Origin of the sequence: Lelliottia jeotgali, assembly GCF_016771845.1 — a bacterium.
Lineage (GTDB): Bacteria > Pseudomonadota > Gammaproteobacteria > Enterobacterales > Enterobacteriaceae > Enterobacter > Enterobacter jeotgali.
Window position 1 is genome coordinate 141,718 of record NZ_JAENMQ010000010.1, and the last position, 15,365, is coordinate 157,082.

The 15,365-nt window shown below is 57.8% G+C and carries 13 protein-coding genes; 8 read left to right on the plus strand and 5 right to left on the minus strand.

Annotation, left to right across the window (positions count from 1 at the left end; genetic code table 11):
- Positions 1-52: 52 nt before the first annotated feature.
- Positions 53-2,485 carry a formate C-acetyltransferase/glycerol dehydratase family glycyl radical enzyme gene (locus tag JBO43_RS17415; protein WP_202674783.1) on the minus strand — a complete coding sequence of 811 codons (2,433 nt, stop codon included), beginning with the start codon at positions 2,483-2,485 and terminating at the stop codon, positions 53-55.
- Between the two features lie 4 nt (positions 2,486-2,489).
- Positions 2,490-3,389 carry a glycyl-radical enzyme activating protein gene (locus JBO43_RS17420; protein WP_202674784.1) on the minus strand — a complete coding sequence of 300 codons (900 nt, stop codon included), beginning with the start codon at positions 3,387-3,389 and terminating at the stop codon, positions 2,490-2,492.
- A 126-nt stretch (positions 3,390-3,515) separates the two neighbouring features.
- On the opposite strand from JBO43_RS17420, the gene fsa reads away from it, so the two are divergent.
- On the plus strand, positions 3,516-4,178 hold the full coding sequence (fsa, locus tag JBO43_RS17425) for a fructose-6-phosphate aldolase (RefSeq protein WP_103946978.1): 663 nt from the start codon (positions 3,516-3,518) through the stop codon (positions 4,176-4,178).
- 122 nt (positions 4,179-4,300) lie between these two features.
- Here fsa and moeB read toward each other — a convergent pair whose 3' ends face one another.
- Complete coding sequence (moeB, locus tag JBO43_RS17430) at positions 4,301-5,053, minus strand: molybdopterin-synthase adenylyltransferase MoeB (protein WP_103948748.1); 753 nt, start codon at positions 5,051-5,053, stop codon at positions 4,301-4,303.
- A 1-nt stretch (position 5,054) separates the two neighbouring features.
- A complete protein-coding gene (gene moeA / locus JBO43_RS17435) occupies positions 5,055-6,287 on the minus strand; it encodes a molybdopterin molybdotransferase MoeA (protein WP_202674785.1) in 1,233 nt (410 codons plus the stop codon).
- Positions 6,288-6,485: 198 nt separating this feature from the next.
- Here moeA and iaaA point away from each other — a divergent pair, with 198 nt between their 5' ends.
- The 7 genes from iaaA to JBO43_RS17470 all read left to right on the plus strand — a co-directional run bounded on the left by iaaA (position 6,486) and on the right by JBO43_RS17470 (position 14,544).
- Positions 6,486-7,424: a beta-aspartyl-peptidase gene (gene iaaA, locus JBO43_RS17440; protein ID WP_103946977.1), complete on the plus strand. Its 939-nt coding sequence runs from the start codon at positions 6,486-6,488 to the stop codon at positions 7,422-7,424.
- An 11-nt stretch (positions 7,425-7,435) separates the two neighbouring features.
- Entirely contained in the window at positions 7,436-9,301 is a 1,866-nt protein-coding gene (gsiA, locus tag JBO43_RS17445; RefSeq protein ID WP_202674786.1) for a glutathione ABC transporter ATP-binding protein GsiA, read from the plus strand.
- Positions 9,302-9,334: 33 nt separating this feature from the next.
- Positions 9,335-10,873 carry a glutathione ABC transporter substrate-binding protein GsiB gene (gene gsiB, locus JBO43_RS17450; protein WP_103946915.1) on the plus strand — a complete coding sequence of 513 codons (1,539 nt, stop codon included), beginning with the start codon at positions 9,335-9,337 and terminating at the stop codon, positions 10,871-10,873.
- A gap of 48 nt (positions 10,874-10,921) precedes the next feature.
- The gene (gene gsiC / locus JBO43_RS17455; protein ID WP_095281371.1) at positions 10,922-11,842 is read left to right on the plus strand and encodes a glutathione ABC transporter permease GsiC; all 921 of its coding nucleotides are present in this window, start codon (positions 10,922-10,924) and stop codon (positions 11,840-11,842) included.
- A gap of 1 nt (position 11,843) precedes the next feature.
- Complete coding sequence (gsiD, locus tag JBO43_RS17460; protein WP_095281372.1) at positions 11,844-12,755, plus strand: glutathione ABC transporter permease GsiD; 912 nt, start codon at positions 11,844-11,846, stop codon at positions 12,753-12,755.
- Between the two features lie 179 nt (positions 12,756-12,934).
- Complete coding sequence (gene bssR, locus JBO43_RS17465) at positions 12,935-13,318, plus strand: biofilm formation regulator BssR (protein ID WP_095281373.1); 384 nt, start codon at positions 12,935-12,937, stop codon at positions 13,316-13,318.
- A 107-nt stretch (positions 13,319-13,425) separates the two neighbouring features.
- Positions 13,426-14,544: a PQQ-dependent sugar dehydrogenase gene (locus tag JBO43_RS17470; protein WP_202674787.1), complete on the plus strand. Its 1,119-nt coding sequence runs from the start codon at positions 13,426-13,428 to the stop codon at positions 14,542-14,544.
- On the opposite strand, the gene JBO43_RS17475 is transcribed toward JBO43_RS17470, so the two are convergent.
- Positions 14,545-15,171 carry a glutathione S-transferase family protein gene (locus tag JBO43_RS17475; protein WP_095281375.1) on the minus strand — a complete coding sequence of 209 codons (627 nt, stop codon included), beginning with the start codon at positions 15,169-15,171 and terminating at the stop codon, positions 14,545-14,547.
- Positions 15,172-15,365 lie beyond the last annotated feature (194 nt).

The window sequence follows — 15,365 nt, forward strand, 5'->3', positions numbered from 1 at the left end:
TACGGGGAGAAGCAAGTAGGCCCGGTAAGCGTAGCGCCACCGGGCGTGAAGGTTAAAGCGTATGCTCAGTACGGGCGATAATATCGTCCTGCGCATCTGGCGACAGGGCGGTGAAGAATGCGGAATAGCCCGCGACGCGCACCACCAGGTCACGATACTGGTCAGGATGTTTCTTCGCTTCCAGCAGCGTCTCGCGCGACACGATGTTGTACTGAATATGCCAGCCTTTATGCACCTCGAAGAAGGTACGCAGGAGCACCATCAGTTTCTGGCGGTCTGAATCGTTTTCCAGCGTCGCCGGGTTCAGCTTCTGGTTCAGCAGCACGCCGCCCAGAATCGCCTCGGTTGGCAGCTTGCCGACCGAGCCAATCACCGCCGTTGGGCCGAGGTGATCGGTGCCGGAAGCCGGACTTGCTCCTTCCGCCAGCGGCGTATGGGCCTTACGGCCGTCCGGCGTTGCCATCGTCGCTGCGCCAAACGGCACGTTCGCGGAGATAGACGACGTACCCGCGTAGTAATTCCCGCCAATCGGACCGCGACCGTAGCGCGGGTTGTGATACTGCTTCAGCTCTTCAATATAGGTTTCATACGCACGGGCCAGCAGAAGATCCACGCTGTCATCGTCGTTACCGTACTTCGGCGCGCCGTTGATCAAACGCTGGCGCAGCTGCTCATGAGTCAGACCGTCGTAGTCCTCTGCCAGCGCTTTCGCCAGCTGTTGCTGACCAATGGCTCCCTGTTCGAACACCAGTTTTTTCACCGCCGCCAGGCTGTTGCCGAGGTTGGCGATACCGACCTGCAAACCGGACACCCAGTCATACTTCGCGCCGCCTTGTTTGATGCTTTTTGCGCGCTCAATGCAGTCATCCACCAGCGCCGAGCAGAGAATATCGTGGACGTTCTCCTCCAGCATGGTGTCGACCACGTACTCGATTTCGATCGATTTACGCGTGTAGTAACGGATCTGGTTATCCCAGGCAGCCATCACTTCGTCGAAGTTCTCGAAGTTACCCGCCGACAGCGCTTTGTCCTGCGGCAGGAACACCTTGCCGCTGGTGGCATCGCGGCCACCTTCCATCGCCGCCAGCATCACGCGGGCGAAGTTGATAAAGCTCATGCCGGTGCAGCGATAGCCCCACTTGCCGCCGACGGCGGTTTCGATGCAGCCGATTGCCGCGTAATCGTAAGCGTCCTCTTTTTCGACGCCGAGTTTGATGAACTCGGAGATAACAATTTCGTCGTTGTTAAACGCTGGCATCCCGAAGCCGCAGCGGATCACCTGCACGCAGGCGTCGAGGAAGTCGTTGCTCATCCCCGCGTGATAACGCACGCTCAGGTTTGGCTGGGTGGAGCGCAGACGTCCGCAGGATTCCAGAATTGCATAGGAGAGCGGGTTCACCGCATCCATCGGCTCGCCGTTCACCAGTTTCTGCCCGCCGATAGTAACGTTCTGATACAGCGGGCTGCCCGCCGATGCTTTCGAATGCGAACCGGAGCGGATCTTGTTCACTTCCAGCAATTTCAGCCAGCAGCTGTGCAGCAGTTCAATCGCCTGTTCACGGCCTAACGTGTTATTCAGCTCCACGTCACGGCGGTAAAACGGATAGAGATACTGGTCCATACGCGCGAACGAAACCGAGTGGCCGTTGGACTCAATTTGCAGAATCAGCTGGATGAAATAGCACAGCTGCAACGCCTGCCAGAAGGTTTTTGGCGGCTCGTGGGCAATCACATCACAGTTTTCCGCCATCGCCAGCAGCTCGTCGCGGCGGCTTTCGCGGATCTCATTGCTCGCCATCTCACGCGCCAGGGCGGCAAAACGCTGGATGTGCAGGCTGACCGCTTCCAGCACGATATCAATGGCTTTCAGGAACTGATCGCCGTGCAAATCTTCCAGCACCGTCAGGTTGATGCGGGTCCGGCGCTCCGCCACTTTGGCGCGCATGCCATCGAGGCCTTTTTCCAGCAGCAGCGGGAAGTTCACCGCCAGATGCGCATCGCCGGAGGTCATGTTGCCTTCGGCCTTGATGATGCCGGTTTCCAGCAGCCCTTTTTGTTCGTCGGTAAACATGCCGTAGCAGCGATCCTGCACCGTCTGACCGCGCCACCACGGGCACACCTCGTGCAGCACGCGCTTATTCTCTTCGCTCACCGCGAAGCCTGCGCCCGGGCGGTCGGCCAAATCGTCGATCTCTTTTTCAATCCACGAGACGGTGTATTCCGGGAAGATCGGCGCGGCGCGCACAACGCTTGCCTGGTTGCCGATAATCAGCTCGTCATGTTTGATCCAGATGGTGCGGTTGGCCAGATGATGGGCCAGCGCCAGGGCGCGACGCACCGGGATCGGTTTGTCCAGGTGCTGCTGGTACATTTCGGTGTAGTGCTGCGCGCGCTCGGTACAGACCGGCGGTTTCACGATATGCACCAGAGCGGTTTTGTGCGCCTTAATGCGGTCTGTCAGGGTGTTCAGATTCAGCTGTGTCATAACATTATCCTCGTAAGGTCGCAGTCAACCCATTCTGGGCCGCAAACTGTTGGGCAAAATCCAGTAACTCAGGGTTATCGAGCGGTTTGTCAGGGGCAGAGTAGGGAAGGTCTAGCAGGGTGTATTTGTTCATGCCAAGGGTGTGGTACGGCAAAAAGTGGATATCGCGGACGTTGAGTTCGTCGGCGGCGAAACGGGTGATGGCTTTAATCGAAGCTTCGTCGGCGTTAAAACCCTGAATCAGCGGCACGCGGATGGTCAGCTGTTTTCCGGCGGCGGCCAGGCGTTTTAAATTTTCCAGGATGCGTTTTGCCGAGCCGTCGGTCCACTGTTTAAACACCTCGGCATCGACGTGTTTCAGGTCGGCGAGGAACAGATCAACATACGGCAAAGAGGGTTCGATATAACTCCACGGCACGTGCAGGCAGGTTTCAACCGCGGTGTGAATGCCCTGTTCGTGGCTGGCTTTAAACAGCGAATGGGCCAGCTCCGGGCTCATAAAGGGTTCGCCTCCGGAGAGCGTGATGCCGCCGCCGCTGCGATCGTAAAAGGGTTTGTCGCGCAGGACGGTCGCCATAATGTCGGCCACCTGTTTTTCCTCGCCGCAGACCGTCAGCGCCTGGGTCGGGCAGCAGTCGGTGAGGGCGTCGAGATGGCTTTCGTTGAGTTTTTCGCGATGGATGATCAGTCCGTTCAGCGCACGGTCGATAATTCCCGGAACCGCCTGTTGGCACAGGTCGCAGCCTTCGAGGCACAGACGCGCATCAAACAGCACATCTCGCGTGCGGGAGCGGCTTTCCGGGTTCTGGCACCAGCGGCAGCCGAGAGAGCAGCCCTTCAGGAACACCACGGTACGAATACCTGGGCCGTCGTGGGTGGAGTAACGCTGAATATTGAAGATCATATTTTCGCCTCTTGTTGCGTATGAAGATTAAATAACTTTCGAATGAAAGTTATTTTGATGTGCGTCAACTCTGAGGAAGGTTTTTACGTGGTAGTGTTACGGCAGGTTAATTTTGAGGGTGACATCATGGAATTCTATCTCGACACATCTGACGTAGCCGCAGTCAAAAAACTGGCACGCATTTTCCCGTTAGCGGGCGTAACGACCAACCCAAGCATTGTCGCCGCCGGTAAAAAACCGCTGGACGTGTTGTTGCCAGAGCTGCACGACGCGCTTGGCGGAAAAGGGCGTCTGTTCGCGCAGGTAATGGCGACCACCGCAGAAGGCATGGTGGAAGACGCCCGTAAGCTTCGCGCCATCATTAACGATCTGGTGGTTAAAGTGCCGGTCACGGCAGAAGGGCTGGCGGCGATCAAAATGCTGAAAGCGGAAGGCATTCCAACGCTCGGGACGGCGGTGTACAGCGCGGCGCAGGGGATGTTGTCGGCGTTAGCGGGTGCAGATTATGTCGCTCCGTACGTGAATCGCCTGGACGCGCAGGGCGGTGACGGGATTCAAACCGTGGTGGAACTTCAGCAACTGTTAACGCTGCACGCGCCGCACGCCAAAGTGCTGGCCGCGAGCTTCAAGACCCCGCGTCAGGCGCTGGACTGTATGCTGGCGGGTTGCGAGTCGATCACCCTGCCGCTGGACGTGGCGCAGCAGTTTATTACTTCTCCAGCGGTCGATGCGGCGGTGGTCAAGTTTGAGCAGGACTGGCAGAGTGCGTTTGGTCGTACGTCGATTTGATGCAAATAAGCCGGATGGCGAGGTAAATGCAAAACGGCAACATCGTTGCCGTTTTTAATGTTTTCTCCCTCTCCCCGTGGGAGAGGGCTGGGGTGAGGGCACAAGACCGCACAGCACAGGTTTTAACCCCCGCACACCTCGCACCCCGAATTGCGCATCAGCTTCATCTCCCGAAACTGACAGGTCATCGCGTCGTACATCACGATTTTCCCGGCGGCCGGTGTGCCGTAATGCGCCAGCACTTTAATCGCTTCCATCGCCTGCAATGAACCGATCACCCCGACCAGCGGCGCCATCACGCCCGCTTCCACGCAGGTGAGGGCATTCTCGCCAAACAGTCGGCTCAGACAGCGATAGCACGGTTCGCCATCCGCGTAGGTAAAGACGCTGATCTGTCCTTCCATACGAATCGCCGCTCCGGAAATCAGCGGCGTTTTATGGGCAAAACAGCCCGCGTTGAGCTGATTACGCACGGTCACATTGTCGGTACAGTCGAGCACGATATGGTGCTGCGCGATTTGTGCGGACAGCGCCGCATCGTCGAGCATTGCATCGATAAGGGTAAACTGAACGTTCGGGTTGATTCTCGCCAGTGCGTCGCGCGCCGAAACCACTTTCGGTTCGCCAATAGTCGCATCGCTGTGCAGCGTCTGGCGCTGTAAATTCGACACCGACACGGTATCAAAATCCAGCAAGGTCATACTGCCGACGCCCGCCGCCGCCAGGTATTGCGCAGCGGCGCAGCCTAAACCACCCAGTCCGACGACCAGCACGTTTGCCGCTTTCAGCGCCTCTTGCCCGTCGAAATCAAATCCGCGCAGGACGATCTGGCGGTTATAGCGCAGCATCTCCTGGTCGTTCAACTCCACCGCCATCTTAGCCTCCGAACAGATGGTTAAAGGCTTCGACCTCAACCCACTCACCGGCTTCGACATTCCCGCGCTCGCGCTCCAGCACGATGAAGCAGTTACCCTGGCTGAACGAGCTAAAGATATGCGAACCCTGATGTCCGGTGGTGCTCACTTCCAGCTCGCTGTTGGCATTACGTGCCAAAATGCCGCGCTGGAAATCCAGACGCCCTGGCGATTTCTTCAGCCTTGTCGCGGCACGCACGCGCTGACGAACGGGCAGGACTGATGCCGTGTCACCGGAGAGTTTCGCCAGCAGCGGCTGCACCAGCTGATAAAACGTCAGTGCCGCCGACACCGGATTGCCCGGCAGGCCGCAGAACCAGCTGTGTTCCAGTTTGCCAAAGGCAAAAGGTTTGCCTGGTTTGATCGCCAGTTTCCAGAAGCCGATTTCACCCAGCTCGTCGAGAATGGTTTTGGTGTAATCCGCTTCGCCGACGGAAACGCCGCCGGAGCTGATCACTACGTCGGCGGATTTATCCGCTTCGATAAAGGCCGCGCGCAGTTTTTCCGGATCGTCCGGAATAATACCGAGGTTAATCACCTCGCACCCCAGTTGCTCCAGCATCAGATGCACGGCCAGACGGTTGGTGTCGTAGATTTGCCCCGCCTGCAACGGCTGGCCCGGCAGCTGTAGCTCATCGCCGGTGGAGAACACCGCAACGCGCACTTTGCGCGCCACGTCGATGTCAGGAATGCCGAGCGACGCCAGCACCGGCAGCTCCGCCACGGTCAGTTTGGTTCCGGCGGCGAAGACGGTCGCGCCCTGGGCGATATCCTCCCCGGCGCGGCGAATGTTCTGGTTCGCTTTGACGCTGGCGGTAAAGCGCACGCCAGCGTCGGTCTTTTCGGTCTCTTCTTGCATCACCACCGCGTCGCAGCCGTCAGGCACCGGTGCGCCGGTCATGATGCGAATACAGGTACCCTTCGGCCACTCACCCAGGAAGGGCTGGCCGGCGAAGGCTTTTCCGGCAACCGGTAAGGCATTTCCCGCCTGAATATCCGCAAGGCGCACCGCGTAACCGTCCATCGCCGAATTATCAAACCCCGGCACATTAAGCGGAGAGACAACGTCACTGGCCAGCACGCGCCCAAAGCCGCGCAGCAAAGGCAGCGTTTCATGCTCTTTCAGCGGGGTGATTCTGTCGAGCATCTGTCCGAGTGCCGTTTCAAGCGGCATCAGTCCGGCGGTAAAATCCATGAGTTACTCCTGCGGGATAGCGGCGAAAGTGGGCATTATGACAGAAAAGTGCTCTCAACTGTATGACTCAACAGGCTTAGAGGGCCTTACCCTTTACATCACCCTTACGTCTTTCTATATTCAAAATTCATCTGAAGATCTGACCACGATAATGATATTTATAGGAAAAGCAGCGCCTTTACGCTGATGGGTGATGAAATGGGTAATGCGGTGATCGCAATTCACGGCGGCGCGGGGGCGATTACCCGAGCAAAGCTGAGTCCGGAGCAGGAAATTCGCTATGTTGATGCGCTGTCTGCGATTGTGGAAACGGGCCAACGGATGCTGGAGGCGGGCGAAAGCGCGCTGGATGTCGTCACTGAGGCGGTGCGTTTGCTGGAAGAGTGCCCGCTGTTTAACGCGGGCATTGGTTCGGTATTTACCCGCGACGAAACTCACGAGCTGGACGCCTGTGTGATGGATGGAAACACCCTGAAAGCGGGCGCGGTGGCGGGTGTTAGTCATCTGCGCAATCCGATTCTGGCAGCGCGTATGGTGATGGAGCAAAGCCCGCACGTCCTGATGACGGGCGCAGGGGCGGAGCAATTCGCAGCACAACACGGCATGGCGCTGGTGCCTGGCGATACCTTCTCGACGCCCGAGCGTTATCAGCAACTACTGGAAGCGCGCGACGCCGGGATAACCCAACTCGATCACGCGGCACCGCTGGATGAGAGCACCAAAATGGGCACCGTCGGTGCGGTGGCGCTGGATAAAGAGGGCAACCTCGCGGCAGCCACGTCGACCGGCGGTATGACCAACAAATTGCCTGGCCGGGTAGGGGACAGCCCTCTGCCGGGCGCGGGATGCTATGCCAATAACGCCAGCGTGGCGGTCTCCTGCACCGGCACCGGCGAAGTCTTTATTCGCACGCTGGCGGCGTATGACATCGCCGCGTTAATGGATTACGGTAATTTGAGCCTCGCAGAGGCCTGCGAGCGCGTGGTGATGGAAAAACTGCCTGCGCTCGGCGGCAGCGGTGGGCTGATTGCCGTCGATCGCGAAGGCAACATCGCGTTGCCGTTTAACAGTGAAGGGATGTATCGCGCGTGGGGTTACGCGGGTGATGCGCCATCAACGGGAATTTATCGTGAATAAGGGGATGTTGAGTGCCGCACAGTAACAGTCTGGATAGCCGGGAAGTTCTGGCCGTCCACAACCTGAACATCGCGTTTCAGGAAGAGCGGCGGCCTGTCCCGGCGGTAAAACAGCTTTCGTTCTCCCTTAAGCGAGGCGAGACGCTGGCAATTGTCGGTGAATCCGGTTCCGGTAAATCCGTCACGGCCCTCTCATTAATGCGTTTGCTGGAACAGGCGGGCGGGATTATCGAGTGCGACAGTCTGCTGCTGCGTCGTCGCAATCAGCAGGTTATCGATCTGACCGAACTCAGCCAGTCGCAAATGCAGAGCGTGCGCGGCGCGGATATGGCGATGATATTCCAGGAACCGATGACCTCGCTGAACCCGGTATTCCCGGTGGGCGAACAAATTGCCGAGTCGATTCGATTGCATCAGGGACTCAACCGCGAGCAGGCGCTGGCGGAAGCCAAACGCATGCTGGAACTGGTGCGTATTCCTGAAGCGCAAACCATCCTCGGGCGTTATCCGCATCAGCTTTCCGGCGGGATGCGCCAACGAGTTATGATCGCGATGGCGCTGTCGTGCCGTCCGGCGGTGCTGATTGCCGATGAACCGACTACCGCGCTGGATGTGACCATTCAGGCGCAGATCCTTCAGCTCATCAAAGTGCTGCAACAAGAGATGGAGATGGGGGTGATTTTTATCACCCACGATATGGGCGTGGTGGCGGATATTGCCGACCGGGTGCTGGTGATGTACCAGGGCGAAGCCGTCGAAACCGGCAGCGTGGAACAGATTTTTCATGCGCCGGAACATCCTTACACCAAAGCGCTGCTGGCGGCGGTGCCGCGACTGGGCGCGATGAACGGCAGCGATTTACCGCGCCGCTTCCCGCTGATTTCGCCGGGCGTGGCGCAAAGTGAGGAAACCGAACAGGACACAGTGGTACCGGGCGAGCCGATTCTTAAGGTGCGCGATCTGGTGACCCGTTTCCCGCTGCGCGGTGGACTGCTGAACCGCGTGAAGCGCGAAGTGCACGCCGTCGAAAACGTTAGCTTTGATCTCTGGCCGGGCGAAACGCTGGCGCTGGTGGGCGAGTCCGGCTGTGGTAAATCCACCACTGGACGGGCATTGCTGAGGCTGGTGGAGTCGCAGGAAGGCAGCATTACCTTTAACGGTGAGCGCATCGACACCTTGCCCGCCAGTAAATTGCAGCCGCTGCGTCGTGACATTCAGTTTATTTTCCAGGACCCGTATGCCTCTCTCGATCCGCGCCAGACGGTCGGTTACTCGATCATGGAGCCGCTGCGGGTGCATGGCCTGCTGAAAGGTGAAGAGGGACAGCGTCGCGTCGCCTGGTTACTAGAACGTGTGGGATTAAAGCCGGAACATGCCTGGCGTTATCCGCACGAATTTTCCGGCGGGCAGCGTCAGCGCATCTGCATTGCCCGCGCGCTGGCTCTCAATCCGAAAGTGGTGATTGCCGACGAATCCGTCTCGGCGCTGGATGTCTCTATTCGCGCGCAAATCATCAATTTGCTGCTCGATCTCCAGCGCGAGCTGGGTATCGCGTTCTTATTTATCTCGCACGATATGGCGGTGGTGGAGCGCATCAGTCATCGCGTGGCGGTGATGTACATGGGGCAAATCGTCGAGATTGGCCCACGCCGCGCGGTGTTTGAAAACCCGCAGCATCCGTACACCCGCAAGCTGATGGCCGCCGTTCCGGTGGCCGATCCCGCGCACCGCCACGGTCAGCGCGTGCTGTTGCAGGATGAAATGCCCGGCAATATTCGTAAACGCGGCGAGGCGACCGAACGTGTGGTTCTGCGCGAAGTCGGCCCCGGACATTTTGTGGCTCCGCCGCATCAGAACAATGCATTTTCACGCTTATAGCCTTTGACAGACAGGGAACAACAGGAGAATACAATGACAAAATTTGTTGCTCGTTCATGGCTGTTAGCCGCGAGCGTGACGGCAGCGCTGGCGACCGCGCCCGCGTTTGCTGCCAAAGATGTGGTGGTCGCCGTGGCGTCCAACTTCACCACGCTGGACCCGTATGACGCCAATGACACACTGTCTCAGGCGGTGGCGAAATCCTTCTATCAGGGGCTGTTCGGCCTTGATAAAGAGATGAAGCTGAAAAACGTGCTGGCCGAGAGCTATACCGTCTCCGACGACGGGCTGGTCTACACCATCAAACTGCGCAGCGGCGTCAAGTTCCAGGACGGGACCGATTTCAACGCCGAGGCGGTGAAGGTGAACCTCGATCGCGCCAGCGATAAAGAAAACAGCCTCAAGCGCTATAACCTGTATAAAAATATCGCCAGCACCGAAGCGGTCGATCCGACGACGGTGAAAATCACCCTGAAAGAGCCGTTCTCGGCGTTTATCAATATTCTGGCGCACCCGGCGACGGCGATGATCTCCCCGGATGCGCTGAAAAAATACGGCAAAGAGATCGGCTTCCACCCGGTCGGGACCGGGCCGTACGAGCTGGTGACCTGGAATCAGACCGATTTTGTGAAGGTGAAGAAATTCGCCGGGTACTGGCAGAAAGGCTTGCCGAAACTGGACTCTATCACCTGGCGCCCGGTGGTCGATAACAACTCCCGCGCCGCAATGCTGCAAACCGGTGAAGCGCAGTTTGCGTTCCCGATCCCTTACGAGCAGGCTGCGATTCTGGAGAAAAACAGCAAGCTGGAGCTGGTCGCCAGCCCGTCGATCATGCAGCGCTACATCAGCATGAACGTCACGCAAAAGCCGTTTGATAATCCAAAAGTGCGCGAGGCGATCAACTACGCCATTAACCGCCAGGCGCTGGTGAAAGTGGCCTTTGCGGGCTACGCCACGCCAGCGACGGGTATCGTCCCGCCGTCGATTGCCTACGCGCAAACCTACAAGCCGTGGCCTTACGATCCGGCAAAAGCGCGCGAATTGCTGAAAGAGGCGGGCTTCCCGAACGGCTTTAGCACCACGCTCTGGTCTTCGCATAATCACAGTACCGCGCAGAAAGTGCTGCAGTTCACCCAGCAGCAACTGGCGCAGGTGGGCATCAAAGCCCAACTGACGGCGATGGACGCAGGACAGCGTGCGGCTGAAGTCGAAGGCAAAGGGCAGAAAGAGAGCGGCGTGAGAATGTTCTACACCGGCTGGACGGCTTCAACAGGTGAAGCCGACTGGGCGCTGTCGCCGCTGTTTGCTTCGCAGAACTGGCCACCGACGCTGTTCAACACCGCGTTTTACAGCAATCCGCAGGTGGATAAAGATCTGACGGACGCCCTGAAAACCACCAAAACCGACGAGAAAGAGCGTCTGTACAAGGATGCGCAGGATACCCTGTGGAAAGAGTCGCCGTGGGTACCGCTGGTGGTCGAAAAACTGGTTTCTGCCCATAACAAGGCGCTGACCGGGTTCTACATCATGCCGGATACGGGCTTCAGCTTCGATGACGCGGATTTGAAATAACAGAACTCATTCCCGCGGGCGACGGCCTGCGGGATGAGAGGGAAAGGCATGCTGAATTATGTTTTTAAACGCCTGCTGGGCTTGATCCCCACGCTGCTGATTGTGGCGGTGCTGGTGTTTTTGTTTGTCCATATGCTGCCAGGCGATCCGGCTCGACTTATCGCCGGGCCGGAAGCGGATTCGACGGTGATCGAGATGGTGCGCAAGCAGCTGGGTCTCGACAGGCCGCTGTATGTGCAGTTCTGGCATTACATCACCAATGTGTTGCAGGGCGATTTTGGTACGTCGATGGTGTCGCGCCGTCCGGTCTCCGAGGAAATCGCCAGCCGCTTTATGCCGACCTTCTGGCTGACGATCGCCAGTATGTGCTGGGCGATGATCTTTGGTCTGGCGGCAGGGATTATCGCTGCCGTCTGGCGTAATCGCTGGCCGGATAAGCTCGGCATGGCGCTGGCCGTCACCGGGATTTCGTTCCCGGCGTTTGCGCTGGGGATGCTGCTGATGCAGATCTTCTCCGTCGAACTCGGCTGGCTGCCGACGGTGGGGGCGGATACCTGGAAGCACTATATTCTGCCGTCGCTGACCTTAGGCGCGGCGGTGGCTGCGGTGATGGCGCGCTTTACCCGCGCCTCGTTCGTTGATGTGCTGAGTGAAGACTACATGCGCACTGCCCGAGCCAAAGGGGTGAGCGAAAAATGGGTGATCCTCAAGCACGGCCTGCGCAACTCGATGATTCCGGTGGTCACAATGATGGGCCTGCAGTTTGGCTTTTTGCTCGGCGGCTCGATTGTGGTGGAGAAGGTCTTTAACTGGCCGGGGCTCGGTCGTCTGCTGGTCGATTCCGTCGACATGCGCGACTATCCGGTGATTCAGGCGGAAGTGCTGCTGTTTTCACTGGAGTTTATTCTTATCAACTTAGTGGTGGATGTGCTCTACGCCGCCATTAACCCGGCTATCAGGTACAAGTAAGATGCGATTGTTTAACTGGCGTCGTCAGGCCATTCTGAAGGCTATGCCGGGGTTAAAACCGGACCATATCCGCACGCCGTGGCTGGAGTTCTGGCGTCGATTTCGCCGTCAGCCGGTGGCGATGACTGCCGGATTGTTTGTTCTGCTGCTGATCGTGGTGGCGATTCTGGCCCCCTGGATCACGCCGTTCGATGCCGAAAATTACTTCGACTACGATCGGCTGAATGACGGCCCGTCGATGATGCACTGGTTTGGCGTGGATTCCCTGGGGCGCGATATCTTTAGCCGGGTACTGGTGGGGGCGCAAATCTCGCTGGCGGCGGGAGTTTTCGCGGTGCTGATCGGTGCGGCCATCGGTACGGTATTGGGATTGCTGGCCGGTTTCTACGAAGGCTGGTGGGACCGCATTATCATGCGCATCTGCGACGTGCTGTTTGCCTTCCCCGGTATTCTGCTGGCGATCGCGGTGGTGGCGATCATGGGCAGCGGCATGGCGAACGTAATCATCGCCGTGGCGGTGTTTTCCATTCCGGCGTTTGCCCGCCTGGTGCGCGGCAATACGCTGGTGCTGAAACAGCAGACCTTTATCGAGTCGGCGCGCAGTATCGGTGCCAGCGATGCGACCATCCTGTTCAACCATATTCTGCCCGGTACGGTTTCCTCGATTGTGGTCTATTTCACCATGCGTATCGGGGTATCGATTATCTCGGCGGCGAGCCTGTCGTTTCTGGGATTAGGCGCGCAGCCACCCACGCCGGAGTGGGGCGCGATGCTCAACGAAGCGCGCGCCGATATGGTGATTGCGCCGCATGTGGCTATCTTCCCGAGCCTGGCGATCTTCTTCACGGTGCTGGCGTTTAACCTGTTGGGTGACGGCTTGCGCGACGCGCTGGATCCGAAGATTAAGGGGTAGTGTGGCGGAAAGTGCCGGGTGGCGGCTGTGCCTTACCCGGTCTACGGCCCTGGCGCCGGGAAAGTTGTCACATTGTAAATCATGTTAATCAGTTGCGATTTATTGACCTGGCGCATTATTCTGTACAAAAATTGAGCTTACTCTGATCTTGCACAATGGCTGACAAGGGAGGAAATAGCATGTCCGTTGACAGACTGAAACGCGATCTTCTGAACAAGCTGATCAATGCCCGAATTGACCTTGCGGCATACCTGCAGTTAAGGATGGCAAAAGGGTATATGTCAGTCAGCGAAAGCGACCATCTACGTGATAATTGTTTTGAACTGTGTGACTACATGCGTGAAAAAGCGCCGATCCTGCGGGATCACTACGACGCTGATGAACAGCTTGTCCTGCAACGCGCGGCTGACGCATTGTCCAAAGCTGCCGTATGCCTGATGACCGGACACCATGATTGTCCAACGTTTGTCGCCGTCAGCGCAGAGAAACTCGAACACTGCCTGACGACACTGACTCTCTGCATTATGTGCCTGAAAGAGCATGCCGCGCTCCATCAGCACTAAATCTCGGGGGAGGCGACTCCCCCTTCTGCTTAAGCTTTTGTAAAAGTGCTCACGCGCCCGAACGACCTGGCTACTCTTTATGCCAAACGTCGAAAAAGGAGTGCGTAATGCGCCGATCTTCGCTGATTTCTCTGTCTCTCTTGTTCCTCTCCACTTCTGTGATGGCCGCACCCGCCGCGGTGAAGGTCGACGTGCTGCAAACCAAACTCGATCATCCCTGGTCGCTGGCCTTTTTGCCGGATAATCAGGGAATGCTGATAACACTGCGGGGTGGACAGCTCAAGCACTGGCAGACGGGTAAAGGGCTGTCGGACCCGATTGTCGGCATCCCGAAAGTTTGGGATAGCGGGCAGGGCGGACTGTTTGACGTGGTGCTGGCTCCGGATTTTGAGAAATCACGCCGCGTATGGCTCAGTTACGCCGAAGTCGGCAACGACGGCAAATCGGGTACGGCGGTTGGGTATGGTCGTCTGAGCGACGATCTCTCGCGCGTCGAAGCCTTCCAGGTGGTGTTCCGCCAGATGCCGAAACTCTCAACGGGCAATCACTTCGGCGGGCGACTGGTGTTCGACGGCAAAGGCTATCTTTTTATCGGACTCGGTGAAAACAACCAGCGCCCGACAGCGCAGGATCTGGATAAACTCCAGGGCAAAGTGGTGCGCCTGACGGATCAGGGCAAAGTTCCGGCGGATAATCCGTTCGTCGATAAAGCGGGCGCGCGCCCGGAAATCTGGTCCTACGGCATTCGCAATCCGCAGGGCATGGCGATGAACCCGTGGACCGACGTGCTATGGCTCAACGAGCACGGCCCGCGCGGCGGGGATGAGATTAACATTCCCGAAAAAGGCAAAAACTACGGCTGGCCGCTGGCGACGCACGGCATCAACTACAGCGGCCTGAAAATTCCGGAAGCTAAAGGCGAGCACGTCCAAGGCACAGAGCCGCCGCTGTTCGTCTGGAAAGTGTCGCCTGCGGTGAGCGGGATGGCGTTTTATAACAGCGACGTGTTCCCGCAGTGGAAAAACAAACTGTTTGTCGGCGCGTTGAAAGAGAAGGACGTGATTGTCCTGAGTGTGAATGGCGATAAGGTGACGGAAGACGGGCGAATTTTGGGGGATAAAGGGGATCGCGTTCGCGATGTGCGGGTCGGGCCGGATGGTTATCTGTATGTGCTGACCGATGAATCGGACGGGCAACTGCTGAAAGTCAGCCCGTCCGGGACCTGATTAGCTGACCGGGATCATCACCGCTTTCTGGAAGGCCGGGCGCTCTTTAAGCTGCGCAATCCAGCGCTCCAGGTTCGGATGTGATTGCCACTCCAGACCTACGTTGGTCAGGTTCCAGATAAACGGCCCGACGGCGATATCCCCCACACCAAACGCGCTGCCCGAGAGCCACGGCTGATTCGCCAGGGCGTCATCCAGCAGCGCAAACATTTTCTCGCAGGCCTCTTTCCCGGCGTTGATGGCGGCGTAATCGCGCTCGGCTTCCGGGGTTCTGACCAGTCCCATCAGGATTGGGCGGTGTGCCACAGAAAGCGTCTGGTTCGCCCAGTCCATCCATTTTTCCCCTTCGGCACGACGGGCAGGATTATCCACCCACAGGCGGTTTTGCCCGTACTGCGCCGCCAGATAACGCACGATGGCGTTGGATTCCCACAGGGTTAAATCGGTTTCATCGTCGCGTAACAGCGGCACCAGCCCGTTCGGGTTCATCGCCAGGTACTCGGCGTCTTTGTTCACACCAAACTGCAAACCGGCCATGATTTGGTTAAACGGTAAATCCAGCTCTTCCAGCGTCCACAGCACTTTTTTGACGTTGGTTGAATTGTTCCTGCCCCACAGCGTAATCATAATGACTCCTGAATGAGTGAAATAACCTGAGTGGTGAATCAAAGCCTGCGGTTTCACATGGTGAGATAAACCTAACATTTACGCAACAGAAGACAAAAAAATCGCATCAGGAACAGCGCCCCGGCCCGTTATTGCGTAAACTTTAAAAACTTTACCTGGTTTAGGTTTCTTTAGACTCATTAGTACGTTATTAC

Bases quoted from the DNA above. Each gene is read 5' to 3' on its own strand.
- JBO43_RS17415 (WP_202674783.1), bottom strand. From the start codon at position 2,485: ATGACACAGCTGAATCTGAACACCCTGACAGACCGCATTAAGGCGCAC.
- JBO43_RS17420 (WP_202674784.1), bottom strand. From the start codon at position 3,389: ATGATCTTCAATATTCAGCGTTACTCCACCCACGACGGCCCAGGTATT.
- fsa (WP_103946978.1), top strand. From the start codon at position 3,516: ATGGAATTCTATCTCGACACATCTGACGTAGCCGCAGTCAAAAAACTG.
- moeB (WP_103948748.1), bottom strand. From the start codon at position 5,053: ATGGCGGTGGAGTTGAACGACCAGGAGATGCTGCGCTATAACCGCCAG.
- moeA (WP_202674785.1), bottom strand. From the start codon at position 6,287: ATGGATTTTACCGCCGGACTGATGCCGCTTGAAACGGCACTCGGACAG.
- iaaA (WP_103946977.1), top strand. From the start codon at position 6,486: ATGGGTAATGCGGTGATCGCAATTCACGGCGGCGCGGGGGCGATTACC.
- gsiB (WP_103946915.1), top strand. From the start codon at position 9,335: ATGACAAAATTTGTTGCTCGTTCATGGCTGTTAGCCGCGAGCGTGACG.
- gsiC (WP_095281371.1), top strand. From the start codon at position 10,922: ATGCTGAATTATGTTTTTAAACGCCTGCTGGGCTTGATCCCCACGCTG.
- gsiD (WP_095281372.1), top strand. From the start codon at position 11,844: ATGCGATTGTTTAACTGGCGTCGTCAGGCCATTCTGAAGGCTATGCCG.
- bssR (WP_095281373.1), top strand. From the start codon at position 12,935: ATGTCCGTTGACAGACTGAAACGCGATCTTCTGAACAAGCTGATCAAT.
- JBO43_RS17470 (WP_202674787.1), top strand. From the start codon at position 13,426: ATGCGCCGATCTTCGCTGATTTCTCTGTCTCTCTTGTTCCTCTCCACT.
- JBO43_RS17475 (WP_095281375.1), bottom strand. From the start codon at position 15,171: ATGATTACGCTGTGGGGCAGGAACAATTCAACCAACGTCAAAAAAGTG.